18 protein-coding genes and 1 pseudogene are annotated in these 23,080 nt (G+C 40.7%); 6 read left to right on the plus strand and 13 right to left on the minus strand.

The features are described 5' to 3' along the window. The first annotated feature begins 983 nt into the window (after positions 1-983). Positions 984-2,402 carry a sodium:solute symporter family protein gene (locus RYM16_RS02740; protein WP_314982146.1) on the plus strand — a complete coding sequence of 473 codons (1,419 nt, stop codon included), beginning with the start codon at positions 984-986 and terminating at the stop codon, positions 2,400-2,402. A 558-nt stretch (positions 2,403-2,960) separates the two neighbouring features. Here RYM16_RS02740 and RYM16_RS02745 read toward each other — a convergent pair. From RYM16_RS02745 to RYM16_RS02785, 9 genes and pseudogenes are all read right to left on the minus strand, one after another. After that, positions 2,961-3,518 carry a hypothetical protein gene (locus RYM16_RS02745; RefSeq protein WP_314982148.1) on the minus strand — a complete coding sequence of 186 codons (558 nt, stop codon included), beginning with the start codon at positions 3,516-3,518 and terminating at the stop codon, positions 2,961-2,963. 5 nt (positions 3,519-3,523) lie between these two features. Continuing rightward, entirely contained in the window at positions 3,524-4,072 is a 549-nt protein-coding gene (locus RYM16_RS02750; RefSeq protein WP_314982149.1) for a hypothetical protein, read from the minus strand. 596 nt (positions 4,073-4,668) lie between these two features. Beyond that, positions 4,669-5,856, minus strand: a complete 1,188-nt coding sequence (locus tag RYM16_RS02755) for a YadA-like family protein (protein WP_314982151.1) — start codon at positions 5,854-5,856, stop codon at positions 4,669-4,671. After that, complete coding sequence (locus tag RYM16_RS02760; RefSeq protein WP_314982153.1) at positions 5,856-7,625, minus strand: YadA-like family protein; 1,770 nt, start codon at positions 7,623-7,625, stop codon at positions 5,856-5,858. Before RYM16_RS02760 ends, RYM16_RS02755 begins: the two co-directional genes overlap by 1 nt. 264 nt (positions 7,626-7,889) lie before the next feature. Beyond that, entirely contained in the window at positions 7,890-9,251 is a 1,362-nt protein-coding gene (dcuC, locus tag RYM16_RS02765; RefSeq protein ID WP_314982155.1) for a C4-dicarboxylate transporter DcuC, read from the minus strand. A 29-nt stretch (positions 9,252-9,280) separates the two neighbouring features. Next, positions 9,281-10,441, minus strand: coding sequence for a M20 family metallopeptidase (locus tag RYM16_RS02770; RefSeq protein ID WP_314982157.1), 1,161 nt, complete (start codon positions 10,439-10,441; stop codon positions 9,281-9,283). Between the two features lie 122 nt (positions 10,442-10,563). Continuing rightward, positions 10,564-11,055 (minus strand): IclR family transcriptional regulator C-terminal domain-containing protein, encoded by a 492-nt coding sequence (locus tag RYM16_RS02775; RefSeq protein WP_314982216.1) that lies wholly within the window; start codon positions 11,053-11,055, stop codon positions 10,564-10,566. A 54-nt stretch (positions 11,056-11,109) separates the two neighbouring features. After that, a pseudogene (locus RYM16_RS02780) lies at positions 11,110-11,250 on the minus strand (helix-turn-helix domain-containing protein); the annotation flags it as partial. A gap of 284 nt (positions 11,251-11,534) precedes the next feature. After that, positions 11,535-12,641: a M20 peptidase aminoacylase family protein gene (locus RYM16_RS02785; protein ID WP_314982159.1), complete on the minus strand. Its 1,107-nt coding sequence runs from the start codon at positions 12,639-12,641 to the stop codon at positions 11,535-11,537. Positions 12,642-12,838: 197 nt separating this feature from the next. On the opposite strand from RYM16_RS02785, the gene RYM16_RS02790 reads away from it, so the two are divergent. The 5 genes from RYM16_RS02790 (at position 12,839) to RYM16_RS02810 (ending at position 17,709) form a co-directional block, all read left to right on the plus strand. Beyond that, a complete protein-coding gene (locus tag RYM16_RS02790) occupies positions 12,839-13,519 on the plus strand; it encodes a nucleoside recognition domain-containing protein (protein ID WP_274204388.1) in 681 nt (226 codons plus the stop codon). Further along, positions 13,506-13,970, plus strand: a complete 465-nt coding sequence (locus RYM16_RS02795) for a YjiG family protein (RefSeq protein ID WP_314982160.1) — start codon at positions 13,506-13,508, stop codon at positions 13,968-13,970. Before RYM16_RS02790 ends, RYM16_RS02795 begins: the two co-directional genes overlap by 14 nt. Before the next feature lie 376 nt (positions 13,971-14,346). Beyond that, positions 14,347-15,651 carry a cytosine permease gene (locus RYM16_RS02800; protein WP_314982163.1) on the plus strand — a complete coding sequence of 435 codons (1,305 nt, stop codon included), beginning with the start codon at positions 14,347-14,349 and terminating at the stop codon, positions 15,649-15,651. 5 nt (positions 15,652-15,656) lie between these two features. After that, complete coding sequence (locus RYM16_RS02805; RefSeq protein WP_288187546.1) at positions 15,657-15,821, plus strand: hypothetical protein; 165 nt, start codon at positions 15,657-15,659, stop codon at positions 15,819-15,821. 166 nt (positions 15,822-15,987) lie between these two features. Continuing rightward, complete coding sequence (locus RYM16_RS02810; RefSeq protein ID WP_314982165.1) at positions 15,988-17,709, plus strand: DUF262 domain-containing HNH endonuclease family protein; 1,722 nt, start codon at positions 15,988-15,990, stop codon at positions 17,707-17,709. 216 nt (positions 17,710-17,925) lie between these two features. Here RYM16_RS02810 and RYM16_RS02815 read toward each other — a convergent pair whose 3' ends face one another. From RYM16_RS02815 to RYM16_RS02830, 4 genes are all read right to left on the minus strand, one after another. Continuing rightward, on the minus strand, positions 17,926-18,534 hold the full coding sequence (locus tag RYM16_RS02815; RefSeq protein ID WP_009351599.1) for a hypothetical protein: 609 nt from the start codon (positions 18,532-18,534) through the stop codon (positions 17,926-17,928). Between the two features lie 404 nt (positions 18,535-18,938). Then, positions 18,939-19,556, minus strand: coding sequence for a sigma-70 family RNA polymerase sigma factor (locus RYM16_RS02820; RefSeq protein ID WP_314982167.1), 618 nt, complete (start codon positions 19,554-19,556; stop codon positions 18,939-18,941). A gap of 658 nt (positions 19,557-20,214) precedes the next feature. Continuing rightward, complete coding sequence (locus RYM16_RS02825) at positions 20,215-21,279, minus strand: ATP-binding protein (RefSeq protein ID WP_314982169.1); 1,065 nt, start codon at positions 21,277-21,279, stop codon at positions 20,215-20,217. A gap of 381 nt (positions 21,280-21,660) precedes the next feature. Next, positions 21,661-22,809: a glycoside hydrolase family 3 N-terminal domain-containing protein gene (locus tag RYM16_RS02830; protein WP_314982171.1), complete on the minus strand. Its 1,149-nt coding sequence runs from the start codon at positions 22,807-22,809 to the stop codon at positions 21,661-21,663. Positions 22,810-23,080 lie beyond the last annotated feature (271 nt).

A 23,080-nucleotide genomic window follows, 5' to 3' on the forward strand; every position in this document is an offset into this window, starting at 1 on the left:
CAACCTCGTCTAACTATCCTAAGTCTATTATAGAACGAACTAATATACGATACAATAAGGAACGAATAATAGAAATATATGAATAAACTAATAAAAGCCGAGTCGCTCAAATCAGCGAGTAGCTCGCTTTCAGATGTTTAAAGGACTAGAGAAAAAATAAGAGATAGTATGCCAAATAAAAATGGAATACTTACGGCAATACAGTAGCCAAGTAAAATAGCAAGATAAATTACTAAATATGCTTTTACCAAGAGACCTAAACCCAAGAAAATAACCTTGTAAGCAAATACCTCTTCTTTCTTAGTCCGGATCCAGTCTTTAGCCTTATAATATATTTTCGGTTTATTAAAGGCTGGGGATAATCTTTTACACCACAACACGAGCCACGGAATACAGCATATATTACCAAATAATAGTATTACATATAATTTTAAGTCCCCTAGTGAATAGGGCTCTAATGCAGGATTGTAGGACATCGTAGAAAAAAGACCTAAGGAAATCCCCCATATAATAACAAGCAAAAGCTTGAAATAAAGCACTAGTATAGTTTTTATGACGTATATAAGTTTACCCACTGCATCTAACCACTCTTTAACCAAATTTATAAGGTTTATCTCTATTTGACGATATATATCTTTATCCCTATAATATAAGTAGATAGTCAGACGAGTCGTACCGTCAGGCTCATCTCTGAAAACAAAAAAGCTTGAGAAATGGCCTTTCAGTTATCGAATCATCTAAGATAACGAAGGGCTATTTGTCTTTTCCAAGACAAATAATCGCTATTAAAGCCCCAAAAGCCCGTCAATGACGGGCTTTTTTTAGTTCCTAATATATATACATTCTCCAACGTTCCAAGAAACTCCTCTTTGTAATTTCCCCTATTTTTAGAGATAATATAATTATACTTGCGTACACACCACAAGTAGGTAAGGGTGATTTAGTATGTGTCTCTAACTAGTTTGTAGTTTAGGAGGTGGCATATGGATTCTTTAACTATTATATGGGTTATTGTTTGTGCCTATTTATTACTGAATTTATTGGTCGGCGTGTATTGTCATATTCGTGTAAAAGATAGTACTGACTATCTACTCGCAGGTCGTCGTATTGGGGTTCTTATGACGGCAGGCACGTTAGCAGCTACGGAAATCGGTGGTGGGAGTACCGTTGGTGTAGCCGCGAAAGCGTATGGTTCTTGGGGTTTATCTGCAGGTTGGTACGTAGTCTCTGCAGGGATTGGGGTTATTCTCGTTGCTTTCATCGCACCGCTTTTGCGTCGTGCTATGGCAACAACAGTGCCGGAGATCATCGGTCGTCGCTTCGGTGGCTCTAGCCATTTAATTACATCCATTCTGTCCATGCTGGCAACAATTACGCTAGCAGGCGTACAGATTACAGCGACAGCAACAATTATTAGCGTTCTCACTGGGCTTTCAACAGAGCTCGCCATCCTCATCTGCGGCGCGGTTCTCGTAATTTACACCATGTCCGGCGGCATGTGGAGCGTAACGATGACGGATGTTATCCATTTCTTTGTTCTCGTTGGGGGCTTCTCCCTCGCTGTGCCGTTCGTACTCCATAATGTGGGCGGTTGGGAAGCGGTAGTAGCAAAATTACCACCTGAACAGCTGGGCTTTACAAAGGTTGGTTGGAAAACCATCATCGGCCTTATTATCATGTACTTCATGACCTTCTCCACCGGCCAAGAATCGGTTCAACGGTACTTCGCCGCGAAAGACGAAAAAACGGCCGTTCTCGGTTCTATCATTTGTGGTATTATCATGGCGTTATTCGCCTTCGTTCCTGCCGTATTAGGCCTCGTAGCATTAGCTGAGTTCCCGAATATCGAAGCGAACAATGCGGTGGCAACGGTTGCACTTAACCTCATGCCTCCAGTAATGGCAGGCTTCGTTATGGCCGCTGTCGTATCGGCGACGCTTTCATCAGGCGCAGGCGACCTATTAGGCGCTGCTACTGTATTTACCAAGGATATTGTGGAGCATCATTTTGGTAAAAGCCTCACTGATGCACAGCTCACAAGTTACAGCCGTCTATGCGTGCTATTCCTCGGCATTATCGCCATCGTTATCTCCCTCGTAAGCAAAGCCATCATTCCGATGCTCGTATTTGCTTTCACAATGAGATCCGCTGGCCCATTCGCCGCATTCCTACTAGGCCTCACTTGGAAAAATGCAACAGCTGGCGCTGGCATTTGGTCCATCGTGCTTGGCTCCATCGCAGGCGTGTACTGGGAATTCGTGGGCAACCCATATGGCATTATGTCCATCATCTTTGGTTCCATCGTCAGCCTCATCGTCTTTGTGGCTGTGGTGTTCATTGAAAGATCCATGGGTAAACCACCGGCTCCTCCGGCTATACCTGATGATGTAAAAGAGATGTAATCAATTTATTATAATCTGTAACTTAATAGTAGGCCTAAATCCTAAAAGTACTATCAAATTACAATTATAAAACCAAAACTCCTATCGGTGAAAGCCAATAGGAGTTTTTCTTATTTTACAACTATATCCTTAAATTGTATGTCATACACACATTCATCACAATTTGACGATATATCATAACCTTACTATAATATAGGTAGATAGTCAGACGAGTAGCTGCGTCAGGCGCATCTCTAAAAGCAAAAAATCTTGAGAAATGGCCTTTCAGTTATCTAGTTACACTAGGCAACGGAGGGCTATTTGTCTTTTGTGAGACAAATAAGCGCTATTAAAGCCCCAAAGGCAATAACTACTGTTATCACCTGTAATAAGAGCATGATTATTTTATAATCACTCATAGGCTTATCCCTCCCTTCAAAAACGAAGAGAGGCCCAACCTCGTCTAACTATCCTAAGCCTATTATAGAACGAACTAATATGCGATACAATAAGGAACGAATAATAGAAATATATGGATAAATACAGAACTCCTATCGGTCAAACCAATAGGAGTTCTTCTTATTTTACAACGATATCTTCGAATTGTACGTCATACACACGCTCATACAGGCGGTTCGCCAAGAGGTATCCTGCAAAGCCAAAGTCTACAGGGGCCGTTGCCATTCGTCTATCTCTTGCTTCACTTTGTATGTCATAGCGATTCCCATCTATATGATACTCTTTGAAATCAACAACACTAGATGTTACACCTGAGTGCTTTTGTTTAAACAGCCACAGTTCTTTATAGGATCCCAATTGATGGAATTCGAGCTTCTTTATGAGATTCGCAAAAGAATACTTTGTATCAAAGGTGTATAAGACTTGCTTTTCCTGAATCATGTCACCAGCAGGCATGAGCACATACTGTGTGACGGCAATTTGCTTGGTTCCATTCGGTCCATTAGAGGCCTTGATGGAGTCCTTATCTATAAAGGTGCCATCACCATTGCCGCTTTCACCAAAGCCATGAAGCATTTCAAAGCGGCTCGTATTTTGTAAGTCTTGCATGGACATGCTGTGCGCAGGCACCACACAAGATAGCGCCAACGCCATTGCTATATATAGTACTTTCATCATGGGCCTCATTTCACCACCACATCCTCAAAATGCATACGATACGCTTCATAGAATAATGTATCTGCTATATCGTAACGCGTCGTATTAGGCGCCGTACGCACAATAGCACGAGTCGAAGCTTTCACCTGAACCGGCAGCGACTGTCCATCAAAGGAGAATCTACCCAATGGTTCCTCCGTGTCCGTCATACCTGTTTTCGTCTGTGCCGCATCAATAACCGTCGTCAACGATGTACCCGCCTGTTTCGCGCGATATACCTGACTTGCCAACGATAAACGCGTATCATAGGACACAATCCAAGAATCACTAAAAATAACATGTTTCCGTGGCGACTGATACGCATTGTACACAGTAGCCTTGATCTTATACATCGGCGGCGCGTACTCTAGCACCTCAATAGAGCTCGTGTCTAAATACCACGTAGTATGCTCATCTGCATTGGGAACATCAGGCGTTACCTCAGCAACCACCTTAAACTGCGGTGATGACTTGAGCTCCTGTATCGAAATCGCTTGGCTAGGCATGGTGAAAGCTAGCGTCAGGGCCATCACCATGAAAAATCGTTTTAACATACATCTCTCCTTAAGCCTCATAAACTATGATATAAACTATATTTATTATACATCATATGTAAGCTCAATTATCTACATAAATCTGATACAATGATACTCATTTATCACAATTTGACGATATACCACTTTGTCCCTATAATATAAGAAGATAGTCAGACGAGTGGAAACGTCGGGCGCATCTCGAAAATCAAAATACTTAGGAAATGGCCTTTCTGTTTACTTAGCTACCATGCGGTAACGGAGGGCTATTTGCTTTTTGTAAGGCAAATAAGGGCTACCAGTGCTCCAAAAGCAATGACAACAGCCAGTACTTGTAAAAGGAGCATGATTATTTCATAATCACTCATAGGCTTATCCCTCCCTTCAAAAATGAAGAGAGGCCCAACCTCGTCTAACTATCCTAATGTTATTATATGACGAACTAATATACGATACAATAAGGAACGAATAATAGGAATATACAGATAAATACAACAAAGACCGTACCCCAAAAGTACGGTCTTTTTCTTATTTCTTTACTCTTTTATTACTGCATGTCTTAGTTGCTTGGCATTTTCTAAGTCTAAGTATTCCATTAATTACTGCAATTTTTGTAATATTGCTTTAATTTCATTTACTTCAGCGCGTAGTTCTTCGTTGTCTGCGCGCAGTGATGCGTTATCGGCTTGTAGTTCTTTAATTTGCTTAGCCATTTCAAAGCGACTTGTTTTGAGTGTTGGATCTTGTTCGCCCACTTTGAAAGAGGCCCCGATGTTAAACATGCTTTCACCACCAAGGGTAACGCCAGCGTGAACCATGGAGTTTTCGTTCGGCTGATAGGACGCACCGATAGCGCTAGCGGTGGAGTGTTTATAGTGGCCTAGGCTAGTAGCAAAGGACCATTTATCGTTTGGATTGTAGTCCAAATAGTGCAGGCCCGCCAATGCCGCAGAGCCAGCGCCTACCTTGGACACCTGACGATCCGTATAGGACTTGGCGTTGTTGAGCACCTTATCCCCAATATTCACCGTATTATTTTCGAGCGTAGAAATACGATTCGTGTTATTATCAACCTGCGTTTTCACCTCGTGCAACTGACTGCCGTTAATGACCTCCGTAGAGGTTTTAGAAACCTCGCCCTTAGACACATTTACGATTTTATTATTCCCATTATCTAGGCCTTTATTAGTGAGAGACACCGTTTTCTCATTATCATGGTCCCCATCGGTAGTCGTGATGGTCACCCCATTATATCCATAATTCGTATTGTATTCAGTGCTGTTCTCGTTGTCATAGTGCACAATCTTTGTGCCATCTGTGCTAAGCTCAGACTTATCACCACTTTGTATATTGGTCATCGTAAAAGTTTTAGGCTCCATCTGTGCCATATATTTATTTTCTTTTCGATCGAGGATAGCCAAGCCATAGTCTTCCACCCAGACAAGCTCATGCGTGCCATTATACATATCAAAGTGACCAGCTCCAATATGAGCATGACGATCATCAGGATGACCGGCATCCGCTCCTACAGTGCTACTAATAGATATGCCGTCAGACTCAATACGAATACCGTGGTTAATATCCCCAGCAGTGCCTATAAACGTTCCCTGATATATAGGATAATTCGTCGTAGAAATCTCATAATTCGTAGAACCATCTGCATTAGTACTCGTATTGACCAACAAATTTTCACTATTTGTAGAAACCGTAGAATCCGCATGAACCGTTAAACCATTCATACTCAACACAGACACAACACCGGCTAACAATAACAACATTTTGTTCATTATAAATCCCTTCTCCCTGTGTTTATAGCTGCTTCTTGCAATGTTTTCAACGCTGCTTTAATTTCATCTACTTCAGTCCGTAATGATGCATTGTCAGATTGTAAATCTTTAATTTGTTTAGCCATTTCAAAGCGACTCATTTTAAGTGTTGGATCTTGATAGCCTACTTTCACATTAGCCCCTAAGCTCACCATATTACGATTATCCCCAAGGGTGGTAGCAATGTTAAACATCGTGTGTTCATTAGGTTGGTAAAAGGCGCCTAGCGCGGTTGCCTGCGCATTTTTATAATTACCAAAACCAACGCCAAAACTCCACTTATCGTTTGGATTATAATCTAGTGGATGTAATCCAGCTAACGCCGCTGCACCAGCCCCTACTTTGGCAACTTGTCCATCCGTATACGATCTAGCTTGATTAATAACATTAGAGTCAATATTGGTAATCTTCCGTTCCACATCTTTCAACTGTGCCACATTCACAGCATCTGTATCATCTACCCCTTTAGCCACATTATGGATTTGTTGGTTCCCTGCATTTATGTACTCAGAGGAAAACTCAATCCGCTTGCCATCCTTTGTTTCACTAAAAAAGCCACTCGGACCAAAGGTACTCGTATTACCATTAATACTATTTTTGAAAATTAAAAACGTACTATCTAAAGAAGACGTACTACGCTCAGCATTAAACTGAACACTCTGTGCGGTTAGGGAGGAGCCTAATTTAGCTCGACGATTATCAAATCTTACTTCGTTACTATTAATTTCAGATACATTCGCATCCTCTGCAGGCACACTATAAGGGTACTCATGTTCAGCAAACTGGGCGGAATTTAAGTTCTCCAAGTCTGAATTCAAAGACACATAATAATTATCTTTTAACGTGTTGAACTCTCTATATTTATCCACCGTAATATTAAAACTACTATTAACCGTAGGAATCTTAGAGGTTACATAATTATCGGCCATCTTAAGCTTGTACTTAGTCGAGCCATCTGGGTTCTTACCTTCAGTCACAATAATATCAGATGTATAATCTTCCGCAGCAACCGTCGGATGACGCATCGCTTCTTTGGCTACGCTATACAATTGAGCCCCATTTACAGCATCCATAGAGGTTTCAGTCATAGCACCTGGCTCTACACCTTTCACCTGTCTACCACCAAAAGAAACCAAACTATAAGAATCTCGTTTAGCATCAGAATGTAAGAACTTAAATATATTATCAGGATCTACCTTACCAGGTCTACCAATAGCACGAACATGATTACCAATCGCAATATTACCAGTATCTGCCTCTGAATTAGAACCGATAACGATACCATTACTTTTAGCAGTCGAAGTATTGCCAATAATTGTAATCGGCTGAAGTGCATATTCGGATATAGCGCTATTATAGCGGCCAATAACAATAGATGAATCACCTTCTACTACATTATGATCGCCTGCCACAAAGTTACCTGTACCACTCGATTGTCTATGTCTCGGACCTGTAGCTGTATTATTCGTGCCTATAATAACCTGATTGTCATCCCCCGTATTATCACGACCAACGGCAATAGTGCCAAGTTTAGCAGTATTATTAGAGCCTACGGCAATACCCCAAATATCCGTAGTATTCATGTTACCTACCGCTACATTAGCGGATGTATTAGCCACAACTGTATTATCTGTCCCTAAATTGACATTATTATACATGTCCGCCATCACTGTTGGCATACTAATCGTTCCTAATACACTACCTATCAATAAAGCTTTATACACCTTCATAATACTCTCTCTTCCCCCTTATATACGATTCACACTTGTATTTATAAATCTGTTGAAAATTATCTATATTAATTCATATTCATTATAAATAGTGAAAGCTAGCCAGTCAACGAAAATTTCATTTTAAATTCATTTTATAATTAAAAAGACTCTACCCCAGAAGAAGGTAGAGCCTTTAGTAGTTTACATATTTTGTCATTAATGACTTATTTTTATTTACACTCGCATGTTAGTTGCTATGTACCAATAAAATCTTGTGTAGGATTAGTGAATAATCCAGATCGCAATTGTACTTGTAATGAAAGTAACGATGACAGGTACGCTTGTACGTTTAACGAGGTCGAAGCTAGAGATGTTTGCGATACCAGCTACGGCAATCATAACAGCACTGATTGGGCTGAGTAGACGGCCTACGCTAGCTGCGTTTTGCATGCCGAGAAGGATTGTTGTGGCATTACCGCCAAGGTCAGCAGCAAAGTTTGGAACTAGTGGAGCAAAGGCGAACATAGACGCAACGCCAGAGCCCATTACTACGCTGAGGCCCATGATGATACCAGACACGATAACGCCTACTACGTCAGCGGAGATCGCAAGGCCTTGAATAGCAGCAACGAATTCTTTTACGATGCCTAGGGAAGTCAAACCGAAAGCGAATGTTTCACCAGCAACGATCAATGTTACAGTGTTTGCAAATTGGTCGCCCATGCCTTTGAAGAAGGTTTGGATGCTAGCCGCCATTTTGCGGAAGTCGCGATGACGAATGAGTTCGCAGCCCATAGCGATGAACAAGCTGAGGAACATCGCAAGGTTTACGTTCATTTTAACGCCTTTAATACCATATTCGCTGAAGCCAAGGATGAAGATCAAGGGCAATAAAGGCAAGAAGATATACGCCAATGGACCCACTTCAAGCTCATCCGTTTTATGCTCTTCTACATATTCTGCAGGGGTGTGACCAGATTTTTTATCCATGTATTTTTGCCAGATGAAATGAGCAATAGCTGCCATCAAGCCACAGATAATATATACTTTCAACTGATAACCAACGAAGTACTCGTGGATAGGCATGTTTACAGTTTTGGATACGAGCAATGTCGTTGCAGAGGCAGGACCGATGTCGAGTAAGTGGCCTGTCGCAACAGCCGCCGCCGCACCTACAGGGCTAACACCTAAGCGCACAAGGATTGGGAAAATTGTCACCATCATGAGCATCGCAAGGCCAGACGCACTTGGAATAACTAGGGACATGAACATATTAAGGATAAATGTAAGCGCCATTACTAGGTACGCAGATTTCATTTTACCAAGTGGTTTAATGGCCGTAACAACGAGGCGAGAGCTGGCACCGATGTGGTCCATGTACTTCGCAAAACCAGTACAAGTCATGATCATGAGACCAAGGTTTGCCGCATCTTTTGCAGTCGTAATATTAATGAATTCAAAAGCATCAAAGAAAAGAACCCCTGTGGACTTCTTCGCTTCTACGAAAGATGTTGTGTAGCCTAACAAGTACGCTGCAAACATCATAATAAGACCGCCTAACAACAATACGGTTTGCGCTTTAAACTTCTTAATAACTAGCGTCCCCGTGATGACGATGACCAATAAACAAACTAACAAATTCATACAATGTCCCTCCATTTACAACACAATACTTAGAACGTTTCCTTCGCTTGTTTGAAATCCTCTTTGATTTTTTCTAACAAGCCCGGTGTTTCAAGGATTTCCTCCACAGATAAGGCAATGCCCTTCGCACCATACATGATAGCGTCCTCAGCGAGCTGGCTTTTACCATTGTCTAACCATTCCTGAGAATGACTCGTCACGCCCTTGCCTACGAATTTCACGCGCAAGCAGGCACCTGGCACGCGGAACGTAACGCTAGAGAAATCGGTGGATCCCGTTACCTTGCGAGGCTCAGAAATCTCTGGGGCCCCTACCTTTTCTGCATTTTTTAAAAGTATATCGTTCAAGGTTTGTACATTGACTTTGTTGTCATACGCCTTAACCTCTTCCCATTCCATGGTAGCGCCTACCTGTAACGCCGCCCCTTGCGCCACGTCTTTCACACGAGCCACAACCTCGTCGAGACGAATGCGACTGGAAGAACGAATATACCATTGCGTGCACGCATAATCTGGAACAATATTCGCTGCCTTGCCGCCATCAGTGATGATTCCGTGCATGCGAACCTCAGTCGGCACGTGCTCGCGCAAGTACTCCATGCCGTTAAAGAACAACAATACCGCATCTAAGGCGCTGATGCCCTTTTCTGGAGCAATCGCCGCGTGAGCAGACTTGCCGTGGAATTTGATATTCACAAGATTGAGCGCCAAAGACTTGCCGTCCACCGTCGTCGTATCGCTGCCGTGCATCATGAAAGCTAGATCTAAATCGTCAAACACGCCTTCGCGAGCCATAACGAGCTTGCCGCTCGCCGTTTCCTCTGCAGGCGTACCGTACACAACTAGCGTACAAGGCGCTTTTAACGTACATTTCAAAGCAATCGCCGCCGTACAAATGGATGGACCTTGTAAATTGTGACCACACGCATGGCCCAAGCCTTCAAGGGCATCGTACTCGCAAAGCAACCCGATCTTAGGACCGCCACCGTTTACGTGGTACACCGCTCTGAACGCCGTTTTGAGCCCACTCACCTCACGGTCTACGGTGAACCCTTCCTTCTCCAATAAATTCGTCAACAGCTCATGGGCTTGGAACTCTTCGTTTCCGAGCTCAGGATGATCGAAGATGAAATCGTTCAACTCCTTCATGGGCTGTCTTAATGCTTCTATTTCTTGTAAAAGCTGACTCATTTCTACCTCCAACATACACACTATAAAAACCTAAGTATAACTACAAATACAAGCCTATCTATAACAACATATATAAATGTTCCGTATTATGGAACTCTATTCCAAATATTGGATAAAAAAATTTACAAGGTCGCTCCCATTTGTTTAGAAATGGTTTGACCTAATACCATCATGACAGATAGATACTCGTTGACGCGTTCTTCCGTGTAGTCCCCTATAGGACCAGAGATGGTCATCACCGCCTCTAGCTTATTGCCAAAGGAGAAGATAGGAACCGCTATCGATGCCGCATCAGGCACGCGATTGCCTCGTGTTACCACATACCCATCATGACGAATTTGGGCGCTTTCACTAGCACTCATATCCGTATCCTTGAAGTTCCCTAGATAGGCCCCAAAAATCTTGCCCGCCGCCCCTTTAAAGATAGGGTACACCGTGCCGATCTTGATGTCGTTACGCAAGGGCTTGTCCGCCGCAACGCGCTCAATACAGATGCGATAATCGCCCTGCGCCAAGAACAAATTCACGGACTGCTGCAACTGATCGCGGATAGCCACCATGTATGGCTGCGCAATGGCACGCACATCCAAAGACGTAAGAAAGGACTTTGCCATAGGCAAAACGCCCCAAGATAACTGATACTTCTTGTCCCTATTGAACTCAACCCAATGGTGGGCCTCAAAGGTCTTGAGCAACCGATGGACCGTCGTCTTCGGCAACGCCGTCGCATTCGCCAACTCAGTCACACCAAGCGGGCCCGTCTCTAATAACCTGAGTATCTCAATACCACACTCTATTGATTGAATCATATTCACATCCAAGAAACGCACTAGCACGCTATAGGCTAATACATTTCACTATTCTATTAACACTAATAACAATATACGTAATGTATTTGATTGCACCCTATACCTCGCAACGACATAAAGTGCATTTAACTCATTATTAATATAACAATAACACATTCATGAAGAATTTAAAATAACTATGATGCATAGATAAAGGATTAAGAAATAAAGTTAGTCAAATGAAAATAGAACCATTAGCACAATAGAATCTATCTAATCATGTTAATGGTTCTAATAAAAAAGCCTTATTCACCTAATAAGCGCTTTACTAAGTTAAGCCAAATAGAAACACCATTTTCTAAAGCACTAGTATCAAAGCTCATATCAGGATGATGCAAGCCTGGTCGCAAATTACATCCAAGACCAAAAAATCCAGCTTTGAGACTTGGTTTTTCTACTGTATAGAAGAAGAAATCTTCACCGCCTGGTGTATAAATCGGATCAATACAATTACTTTTACCAAGAATAGCAGAGATAGACTCAGCCAATAAAGTCGTAGCCTCATCATTTAGCTCTGCTGCAGGAATGCGGAATGAATCCAAAACCTCAACGCTTGCACCAATAGAGGCAGCTGCGCCTTCGATAGCAGGTAAAAACTTAGCGCAAAGCTCGTCCATCGTTTTATTATATTGAGCACGCAAGTCCCATGTAACAACGGCTTTAGCAGGAATTGCATTTGTTACACCAGAGTCACAAAGGAACCGAGTCGCTTTAACACTATAATTATCAGTCGGTTTCAAATGGATGGCATTAACTGCATTAACCGCTTGAACCGCCGCATCCAAAGCATTAATCCCTAAATGCGGACGTGCACCATGGGCGGGTTTACCATGAAAGGCAATAACCATACGGCAGGAGGATGCATAATGAATGGCTGGACTAGCCTGACCATTTTCAGCCTCTTCAAACGGACGTACATGTGCACCAAAGATATATTCTACATCATCAATGGCGCCGCCTTTAATCATACTAGTTGCACCAGAACCAAGCTCCTCAGCTGGTTGGAATAAAATCTTTAACTTACCACGTTTTACCAATTGCTGTTCTTTAATAATTTGTGCTGCAGCCAACAACATAGACATATGGCCATCATGGCCACAAGTATGACGAGATACATGCTGTCCATCGATAATATGGCCAAGTGCATCCATGTCGGCACGAAGGGCAACTACAGGACCAGGATTACCACTATCATAAATACCAATAATACCTGTCTCCCCACCTACATTGCGTGTTACATTATATCCATAACTTTCCAACTTTTCTGCTAAAAAAGCAGAAGTTTTAAACTCTTGGAACCCTTCTTCAGGAATTGTATGTAAATAATTATAGAAATTTAATACTTCACTCATCGCTGATACCTCGTTCTATAGAATTATATCTAATACATTAATTATACTACACAAATATCTGCTTTCAACTCGGTTATAATAAAAACTTTTAATAATATATATAACTTTTGTAAATAATACTCTTGCACGACATATTATTTCTACTATATACTTATAGTCATATAACTCTAAGTGTTTTATGTAGGAGGTTGAAAATCATGAGTGACCCTAACAATGAGAAAAACTATACTCAATTCACCAAGAAGGTAACCATCGGTTGCTATATCGCATTAGCTGTAGCAATCCTATTCTTCTCAGGATTACTTAACAATGTGGAAGGCTTCAAATGGCTCTCTGCATTAGACTTTGCGACTATTTCTGGTAAATTTGGTACCATGGCCCATCCTGCAAAAAACACCTTTATCGGTGAAGGTGGTGTCAGTGCTCGTGCAGGTTTCCTCTTTGCCTTGGGCTTAGCTCCAACAGTTATGTTGGCTTTAGGTGTGCTTGAAATTTTAGAACACTATGGTGCAATCCGTGCAGCCCATAAATTAATGACGCCATTATTGAAACCTATCTTAGGTATCCCTGGATTAACTGGCCTTGCAATGATTACTGACTTACAAAGTACAGATGCAGGTGCAGCGATCACCAAAGACCTTTACGACAACAATCTAGTTAACCGCAAAGAATTAACAATCATGACAGCATGGCAATATAGCGGTGCAGGTATGATTAACAACTACGTAGCTATTGGATCTGCTATATTTGCGTACTTAACAGTGCCAATTATTCTACCTCTTATCGTAGTATTTGTTATGAAATTCTTCGGTGGTGTCGTATGTCGAATCGCGCTTAATACAGTATTCAAGGGGGATTTCAAAGATGAGCAACAATAAAGAAACGAACAATCCATTTGATATATTTATTCGTGGTGCACGAAAAGGCTTTACATTAGCCACGCAAAACTTATTACCTAATGTATTGATGGCATACACGCTTGCCGAGCTATTACGTATCTTAGGTATCATGGCATTTTTAGGTAACCTATTTGCCCCTGCAATGGCAATATTTGGTCTTCCTGGTGAAAGCGTAACTATCTTGTTAACAGCTTGGCTATCCTATTCTGCTGGTATCGGCGTTGCAGTTAACTTACTGTCCAATAATACGCTTGATATGACACAAGTGACTATTCTGGCTCCAGCACTTCTCTTGATGGGCTCCCAAATTCAATATATGGGCCGTCTCTTAGGTGTAGTTGAAGTACCTAAAAAATACTGGCCAATGCTTATGACAATCAGTATTGTAAATGCATTGATTTCCATGGTTATTATGAAAGCTTTTGTGTAATACGTTAGCAATTCTAAATAATTTAAATCAAATACAGTATCATACATAAACTAAAAGGCAGTACTACCATAAAATATGATAGTACTGCTTTTTTACGTTTAACTTTATGATTAATTAATACAAAACAAGTTAGCATACCTCAAGTAAAGCTTGTATAGTAGCATTGCTCAAATTGCATAGTATACATGTTGAATATTAATTCCAAGTATGTTTTAATGAAGGCAAATACTATTCGATTATAAAAACAATAAATATCTATCCTTTATTAGAGAAATCTACTATATTTACGCTACCTAATAGGTCTTTACTACCATGCTTATATAAATCTTAAAACACATCATGGTAGCTTTTTTATTACGTAAAGGAGTATAGATGTATGAGTAAGGAGAAATTAGAGTTTGTAGAACCAGTTGATACAAACACAGATAATGAGTACTCGAGAGAGCCTGTGCCGTTAGGGGCAAGGAAGTCCTGTTTTTCTCTCACCATTGTTTGGACTGGATTCGTTTTTCTTGTTACTAGTATGATGGCTGGTGGCGGGTTAGCTGCGGGGCTGACTTTCAACGAATTACTATTGGCCATGATTCTAGGTAATATTTTCTTATGTATCATTGCAGGGCTAGTGAGCGTTATTGCCTATAAAACAGGCCTTACCTTTGCCCTTTTGACTCGATACAGTTTTGGTCAGGAAGGATCTAGAATTGCATCCCTCTTCGTTCCTATCGTTAACCTAGGTTGGTACACCATTCAAGCGGCTTTATATGGACATTTTATTGCTCAAGTATTCAACCTTTCCTACACAGGCGAAGTCATTGCGATGATGCTCAGTGCAGTTATTATGGGTATCTTTGCAGTTCTCGGCATTAAATCTCTCGCTGTATTCGGCTATATTGCGATTCCGTCTATCGTATTCCTTTCACTAGGAACAGCGGCTCGTTCCGTTCAAACAATCGGCGGCTGGCAAGAACTGTTTAACTATGTGCCATTGCAACCAATTGATTTACTGTCAGGTATTACTATCGTTATCGGCACATGGATTCTATCTACTGCAACATGTATCGCCGATATTATGCGCTATGGTAAAAGCAAGAAAGATGTTATTACAGCCAGCACCATTGGTCTATTAGGCGGCAATACGTTGATGATTAGCTGCGATGCAATCGCAGGCGTAGCTATGAATGATGGTGACCTAATTAACGTACTCTTAAGCTTTGGCCTCGTATTCCCAAGCTTACTATTGTTGACTACAAATATCTTTACAACAAATGGTGCAAACCTCTATTCCACATCATTGAACCTAGCAAACTCTTTCAAACTAAACAGAAATATGATGCTAGCCGTGCTCATCGCTATCTCTGCATTAGCAACAATGACACAACCATATAAAATCGATTCCCTCTTTGTATTCTTAAGTACATTAGGTATTATCGTTCCACCACTATGCGGTATTATCTTAGCGGACTTTTACCTAGTTCATCGTGGAAAATACATCGATTACCACAAAGCGACTTTCAAAAAATGGAATCTAGTTCCATGGATCACTTGGGCCATCGCATTAGTGTGCGTGAAATTCATTCCATTCGGCCTTCCATCCTTGAACGGAATCGTAAGCGGTGCCCTGCTGTACGCACTCATTACGTATATTGTGAAACCTAATGTCGTTAGTGAAAGCAAAGGGTGATTATCATGGCAATTCATAAACTATCTGCTATACTAGGCACAATCATTATGGGCATCGGATCCTTTATTACCTGCCTAGCCACAACTGAAAGCACCATTACCCTTGGTAACGGCCTACTTGTGGTAAGCATTATCATGATGGGATTTGGGTACTCTAAATGGCAGCCTTGATTTAATAAATTTATATTACATAAAAGGAGACTGTTTCAAAACAGTCTCCTCTTTTTATGCCTCTAACCTTACTTTATTATCTATTTTTTATAATATTTGATCTCTACCTCAAAGTGTGATCTAATATTTATAAGGAAAGTATTTAATGTATATGGGAGGTAGTAATATGGGGATGCTTAACTCTAACCTAATTAAATTAGGTTCATTTTTAGGCAATGAAAAACTATTTATTCCGGAGTATCAACGTGGATACTCATGGGACGAAACTCAACTAGATGACTTCTGGATAGACTTAGTTGAGATTTATGAAGAAAACACTCGTGATGAACACTTTCTTGGACAGATTGTTATTCATAAGAATAAAGAAGATGGTAAACGCTATATTATCGATGGACAACAACGTATCTCTACAACAATTATTTTGTTAGATATTCTACGAACAAAATTTAAAGAAATTGCCGATTCAACAAACAATAATGATGCTAATGATGACGCAGAAGATATTAATACTAAATATATTGGCCGTGTTTCAGAAAGTAAAAAAGAACAATATTTATCCATGGGTGGTGTCGATAAAGAGTTTTTCATAAATTATATTCAAACACGTGGACCAATTGATTATAGTGACAGAAAATTTGAGAAAAAAAGACTAAGACCTTCTAATTATAATATCTTCTACGCAAGTAAATTCTTTGAAGATAAAGTATCTAAATTCATAACTAAAAAAGCACCAAATGAATATATAGAACTAAACAAATTATACCAATGCTTAATTAATCAGTTCATACTAATGACTGTAGAAACTGATGATATCAACGAAGCATATATCATCTTTGAATCCCTTAATGCTCGTGGTAAAGCTCTTGAAACAGCAGACTTATTAAAGAATCATATTCTACGTGTAGCACAAAGTGACTTATCTAGCGCCACTGAAACTTGGAATACTATTATCGATAATCTAGATAATATAGATCCAACAAAATTTATTCGTTACTATTGGAATAGCACAAACCGTTTTGCTCGCGAAAAAGATCTGTTTAAGGCATTACGCAAAAATATAAAAACACAATCGGATGTTAATACATTATTAGCAAATCTACGATTTTTATCTAAAGTATGTGCAGCGATATTGCATCCAGAAGATAATAAAGATTTTGATTTGACTGAGCTAAATGAGCGCCTCATCGAAATGCAAAAACTAGATGCATCCTCATATATTCCTGTAATCTTTGCTCTAAGATTACAAAACTACTCGGAAGAAGATATAAATGAGGTTTTAAAAGCAATTGAAACACTAGTAGTTCGAAATTTTGTTGTTTCAGGGCTTGTTGCCAATAAGTATGAGCTTGTATTTGCACAAATCGCAAGAAGTATTAGCGATAAAACTTGGCCACCTAATAGTGAAGGCGAGTCTTCTAAAAAACCAACAAAAGATGATATTCTAAAAAAACTATATTCTCTTATGGTATCAGATGAAGAATTCATCAATAACTTCAGAATTTTCAACTCCAAGAAAAATGCAGTTATACGCTATTTACTTCGCAAAATTAATAACTTTGATATTAATGAAACAAAAATTGTGGATGACTCAAACCGTGTTCATGTTGAACATATCCTGCCTAAGAAGATTAATGATGAGTGGATAAACTTCAATGATGAAGACCACGAAACATACCTATGGCGTTTAGGTAACCTAACTCTATTAGGCCAAGAATATAACAACAGAGCTAAGAACAAAGGCTTTGATAAAAAGAAAGAAATCTATAAGAAATCTGAAATTAAAATGACACGTGACCTTGTCTCCATTGATGATTGGACTACCTTTACAATCGTAAAACGACAAGAAGACTTTGCTGAAATAGCACTAAGAATTTGGCCTAGAAATTAATATTACAATATATAATATTTATCAAATAATCATATAAGCAATACCAAAAGGGTTGTAACAGAATGTAGTCTAACCACATTCTGATTACAACCCCTTTTTAAGAGTGAAAGACTTTTAGATGTATTAATAATCACCTAATTGTTTATGTATTTTATTTTCTCCCTATATGTCCTCCTTTTCTCTCCCCTCTTAAACCTACTTTCACCCCCTAACGTGTTATCTCGTTAGGTCTCTCCAAGCGATAAATAGTTCGGCCACGACTTGTGGGTTTTGGCTGAGTTTGATGCGGGCTAGCATTTTGCGCACGTAGTTGCAGTGTTCTAGCATGGCTTCGTTCAGTTTGTGTTTGACGTGACGTGGGGATTGGTACACCAAAATCGGTGCGAAGTTCCCTACGTGAATATAGCTCGTATCGGGTTCTGGACCTTCCGTAACGATATATTCATAAGGTATAGCCACGTTAAAGAGACCGTACACCACGTCTTTGCCGACAGGGCGCCGACATTTGATATGGGCAAAGGTCAGATGCGGACCATAGGTCTTAGGCGATGTATAGCTACTGCGCCGACCGTCGCTGGTCATAATGTAATTGGGCCTCAACCCTTCCTGTACCGCCAGCTCCCGCGTAATGGTGCGCATCGGCAGACAGACCAGTTCTTCACGGCCATCTACGAAATAGCACTTCGTACTGTCACCACCACCAGGCTCATAAGTAGGAATAAAACAAACAATGTGGTTTTTTGGATTCGTATAGATCAAATCCAAATCCTCTCCCTTAGATAGCCGAGCGGCCATCATATCTGTTAATTCATCATGTGTTATCATAGGAATTCTCTCCCCTCTAATTAGGAACATTCCTTTCAACAATACAATGAACACGTGTTCTGTGAAAGCAGATTCGCATGCTTTAATCTGCTGCTGATTTAATTGTATACTACGTTGAATATTTTGTAAATATATACACAAAACTATAGAAATTTATGTATAATTAAAGACTTTATGATCTTGTAAAAGTTATGTATAGCTTGATGTGTCAATATTTTCTCATTTAAATTGAGGAATGCATATTTTATGTATATCTATTAATCGAGATTAACAGAAATATACAGATTTTGGAATATAAATAAGAAATTAAATTATATTAACACATGTACATTACACTAACGCCCCTTAGGGCTAATGGATTCTATACATTCTAGGTAGACCTAGTTCAATAGACTAAATTTGGTCTAATGCACTTGTATCTTATTAAAATCTGTAGTCAAGTATCTCCGCAGCTTTCGAATGGCTCGTTCATGGCGTCGCTGGATGGCTTGGCGGCTACAGTTCAGTTCTTCACTGACCGATACCAAGCTTTGGCATTCTCCATAAACGCGACGCAATAGGTCACGCTGATCTGGAGATAGTCTACCTAACGCCCACACGAGACGGGCTCGCAGCCTTTGTTCTTCATCGGCAGTCATAATCATATCTGCTATATTCTCGCCAGATGCGAAGATATCCATGCCCACCGCTACATCTCCATCATCGGTAGTGCGATCTGGTATGTGAATCTCACGATGATTGCGCAATCGCTCCCGCTTCCAGTACCGCATATAACCGTACCTAACACCAGCTTTCACAAAACCAGCGAAGGGTACGGGGCCATCCAAGTCAAAGCTGTAGATAGATTCCATAAGGATAGCCCATAAATAGCTCTCTACGTCTTCACGGAACTCGCGGTTCCCCGTGCAATTCGTGTAGTGCAAGATGAGAGGCCTGTACCTGCGGCAGAGCTCGATTTGTGCCGCATCATGGCGTAGCTCATCGACGGTCCACGGCTGATATCCCACCGTCTGGATCCGCATATTCGGCTTTTGACAGATGGACACGAGACTCTTGTCCGACAAGGACGTTAAGACCTGATGACCGCAAATGAGGGTCTGTAACTTCAGTTCCTCCGGAGGTAATGATTTTGGTCGTAACCCCTCAGGAGGTAACTCCTGTGTTTCTAGTTTGTCTGATGTGTTTGTATCAGATTGTAAATTTGCAGTTTTTATACATGTTCTTTGTACTAAAGGTTCTTCGTTTTGGTATAACATAAATCCCCTTTCCTGCCATGGCATAGCGCTTAACTACACAATAACGTGGAACGGGGATTTTGACAAATCGGCAATTCCTTGAAATTCCTGTACATTTAATGGTATCTATGACGTAATTTCTATCCATACTATGTCATAACTATACGATCAACACAGTAATTGCTAAAAATAGAAAATTAATAAAAACTAATTACTAAAGGCTAGTAACGAGTATTAGTAGATAATTCTAACAGTAAATAATAGTAGCAGTAGTAAGTAGTGAATAATAGTAGTAGTAAAGAGCAATAAAGAGTAGTAAATACTAGCATTATATACAAAAATAACACCACATCCTATGACGTGGTGTTATTTTATAAGAGGAATATAGTACTATCATTGGGTAATAGTACACAATCAAAGATTGGCAAATATAAACAATCTTGGATTAGATAGCAATACATGCAGCTTGCACAAAGTCTTTAAGCTGTGGTTTTACATGTGTGTGGTACACATCAGCGCCGTTACCGCGCACGATGTCACCCCAGTATTTATACACATAGCGGTACCAGAAATGGAACATGCTATTGGTGAAGTGGTAATCTGCGTATTTTGCAGGTCCACGGCTATTGGCTTGAATGCGACCTACGAGCCCCATGGACATGAGATCGTTCAAGCGGGATGTAAAGGTGCCACTTTTAATTTGGCTTGCTTGTAAAAGCTCCACATAGTATGGTCTTTCAAGGGTAGCAAGGCCAGACAGGATAGCGTTAGCACCTGTTATGTTTTTCATATCTCGATGTAAGATATTCTGTGTTTCTTCAAATAGAGCGCCCGATACGGAGAAGAACAAATTAATGATATTAGTATCGATGCTTTCACCATTATCAAAGTACTGCACGTACGCAGGCAAACCGCCTGTTACGGCAAATACAGTGCGCAAATCGTCCTTGGCATAGTGAAGGCCCAAGGATTTCATATCCACCAAGGAGAATGGTTTCACCTCGAAGTATTCGGACACGAACGGACCGATGAGGCTGCGTTCGCCAATGATGCGGCCATCAAGCTGTTCCAGGCCATTGGCCATCAAAATGATGTTCAAACGACTCGTGTCTTTATACGTATCTAATAAATCACGCAAGTGAATCGGGAATTGCGGCACCGCCTCCACCAAGGAAGGATAGTCATCAATCACCACGGTTTGCGGAATTTTTACACTGCTTTCAAAAAGCCCTACAAAGGCTTGATGCAAGCTATCTACAGGCTCGAACTTGTCCTGATCATCAGTCGGAACAAAACGTGCCTCCAGAGCTCTATTCATATCAGCCACATGGACTGATTCATTGGCCATGCGCCCCGCCAAATATAACGCCTTATGACGGCGTACAAGCTGCGAAGCCACATAGGATTTACCACTGCGATGAGGACCGTACACAACACACAAGCTCATATTGTCCTCAGCGATACGGGACTGGATACTCTCTATAATCTCAGCACGTCCCACAAAATTCATATACTCTCACCTCCAACTGTCTATGGAGATTATTATATCATAAATTTAAATCATTTTTAAACTTATTTTCATATTATTAACATGACTTTTGATTATGTTAAATTTTTTACGCATAAAATATACTTATTTTATGGTTTGTTTTTTACTCATACCATTGTAAAAGTATAGATATTTACTACGTTTATATAGGTATATAGGTATTGAAGGAGCATACGGGGTACGGTATATAATCTGTATTTTACAGTCAACAAATATAAAAAATGACGTGTCTCCTAGAAGGTAAGACACGTCATTTGCATTTTACTCATATTTAATGATTACTCAACTTGTATAACTGATTTATATAGCTGATTTGTATAGCTAATTTTGTATTGCTACATTTTATTGTTGAATTTGTGCTTGCATTTTCATAGATAGAATACGTTTAACCGCTTCGTTAAGGCGTTCATTCGTTATCGTTCCATTTGCCACCGCCTGTGTTAACGCTCGATGGACTTCATCGATATGAACTGTGTCCGCATCAATGAGGATGAGATCGCTACCAGCCACAACGGAGGCTACAGCGTAATCCCCTATCTTTTGGTTCGCCTGCAAAGCGCCCACATCGATACGGTCCGTCATGACGATACCGTCATAGCCAAGGTCCTTGCGAAGCCAGTCTTGGATAACTGGTTTTGACGCACTCGCCAAGTGCTGGTTATCAATAGCTGGAATTTGAATATGGCTCATAACGAGCATATAGGTATTAGCTGTCGTCTGCGCGATGAGTCGTTTAAAAACGGCTACATCATTATTGTTGAGGTAGTTTTTCGCCTCATCAGCGGTGTTAAAGGATGCGTCCCCAAGGGTCACCGCTGGGAAGTAGTTATAACCAAACCACATTTGATTGATTTGGTAACGCTCCGCCATGGCTAGGTCCATATAGCCTGCCCAAGTCGGGTCAGATGTGTAGGACACATTTGGCACACCAAGGTTCGCATTGGGTCCAATCACAAGGTTAAAGCCCATATCGTGCATTTCAATGGCCGATCGGGTGGCCAAGTTAATGATACGCTCCATCGGCAATTGACCTAACCGATTAGGTTCTGGCAAGCGCAAGAAACTATCGTTAGTGCGCAACACTTTGTCGCGATTCACCGCGATGTACGGCGTCACCATGCTGGCAGTCATCGCCGTTTGCATGATATCGTTGTTGAAAGCTTTCACTTGATTTTTATTATGTATATTTTCATTGGTTAGCATAACGCCGCTCACGCGATATTTGCGGATTACATCCTTTTGGGATTGCCCCAATGTGTTGCCATGGAGGCTGATCATCATCAGCTGTCCCACCTTGTCCTCTCGTGACATGGCTCCAAGCCAAGTGTTCACCTTTTCAGGGACGGGCTTGTTTGATTCCATGACGGCGCGGTACGATACGGTTCGTACCTCCTCTTGCTCTGCCTGACTCTCATGTTGGCATCCAGTTGTACCAACGACAGCAACTATCAAGGCTATGCCACACAGGGCACGCCGTAAAAACTGGTTCATCTCTCCTAGAAACTCCTTACTGCTTATGCAATATGATAGCTATGGGCCTCTCTATGTATTTCTCGCCACACACACCCATAGTTCTCCCTTTGATCCAAATAGTATGATTCTATATTATACACTATATAATTCATCTTTTCCTCATGATAAAAGCAAGTTCTTATACTGAATTCTCATAATAAGCTTATACAGTGAGAATAGGTGAATCCTATATAAATAAAAATCCTACGTACCTAAGGTTCATAGGATTTTATTTATGCTTATATTAACT

The sequence above is a fragment of the uncultured Veillonella sp. genome (genome assembly GCF_963524655.1).
In the GTDB taxonomy this organism is placed as follows: Bacteria; Bacillota; Negativicutes; order Veillonellales; family Veillonellaceae; genus Veillonella.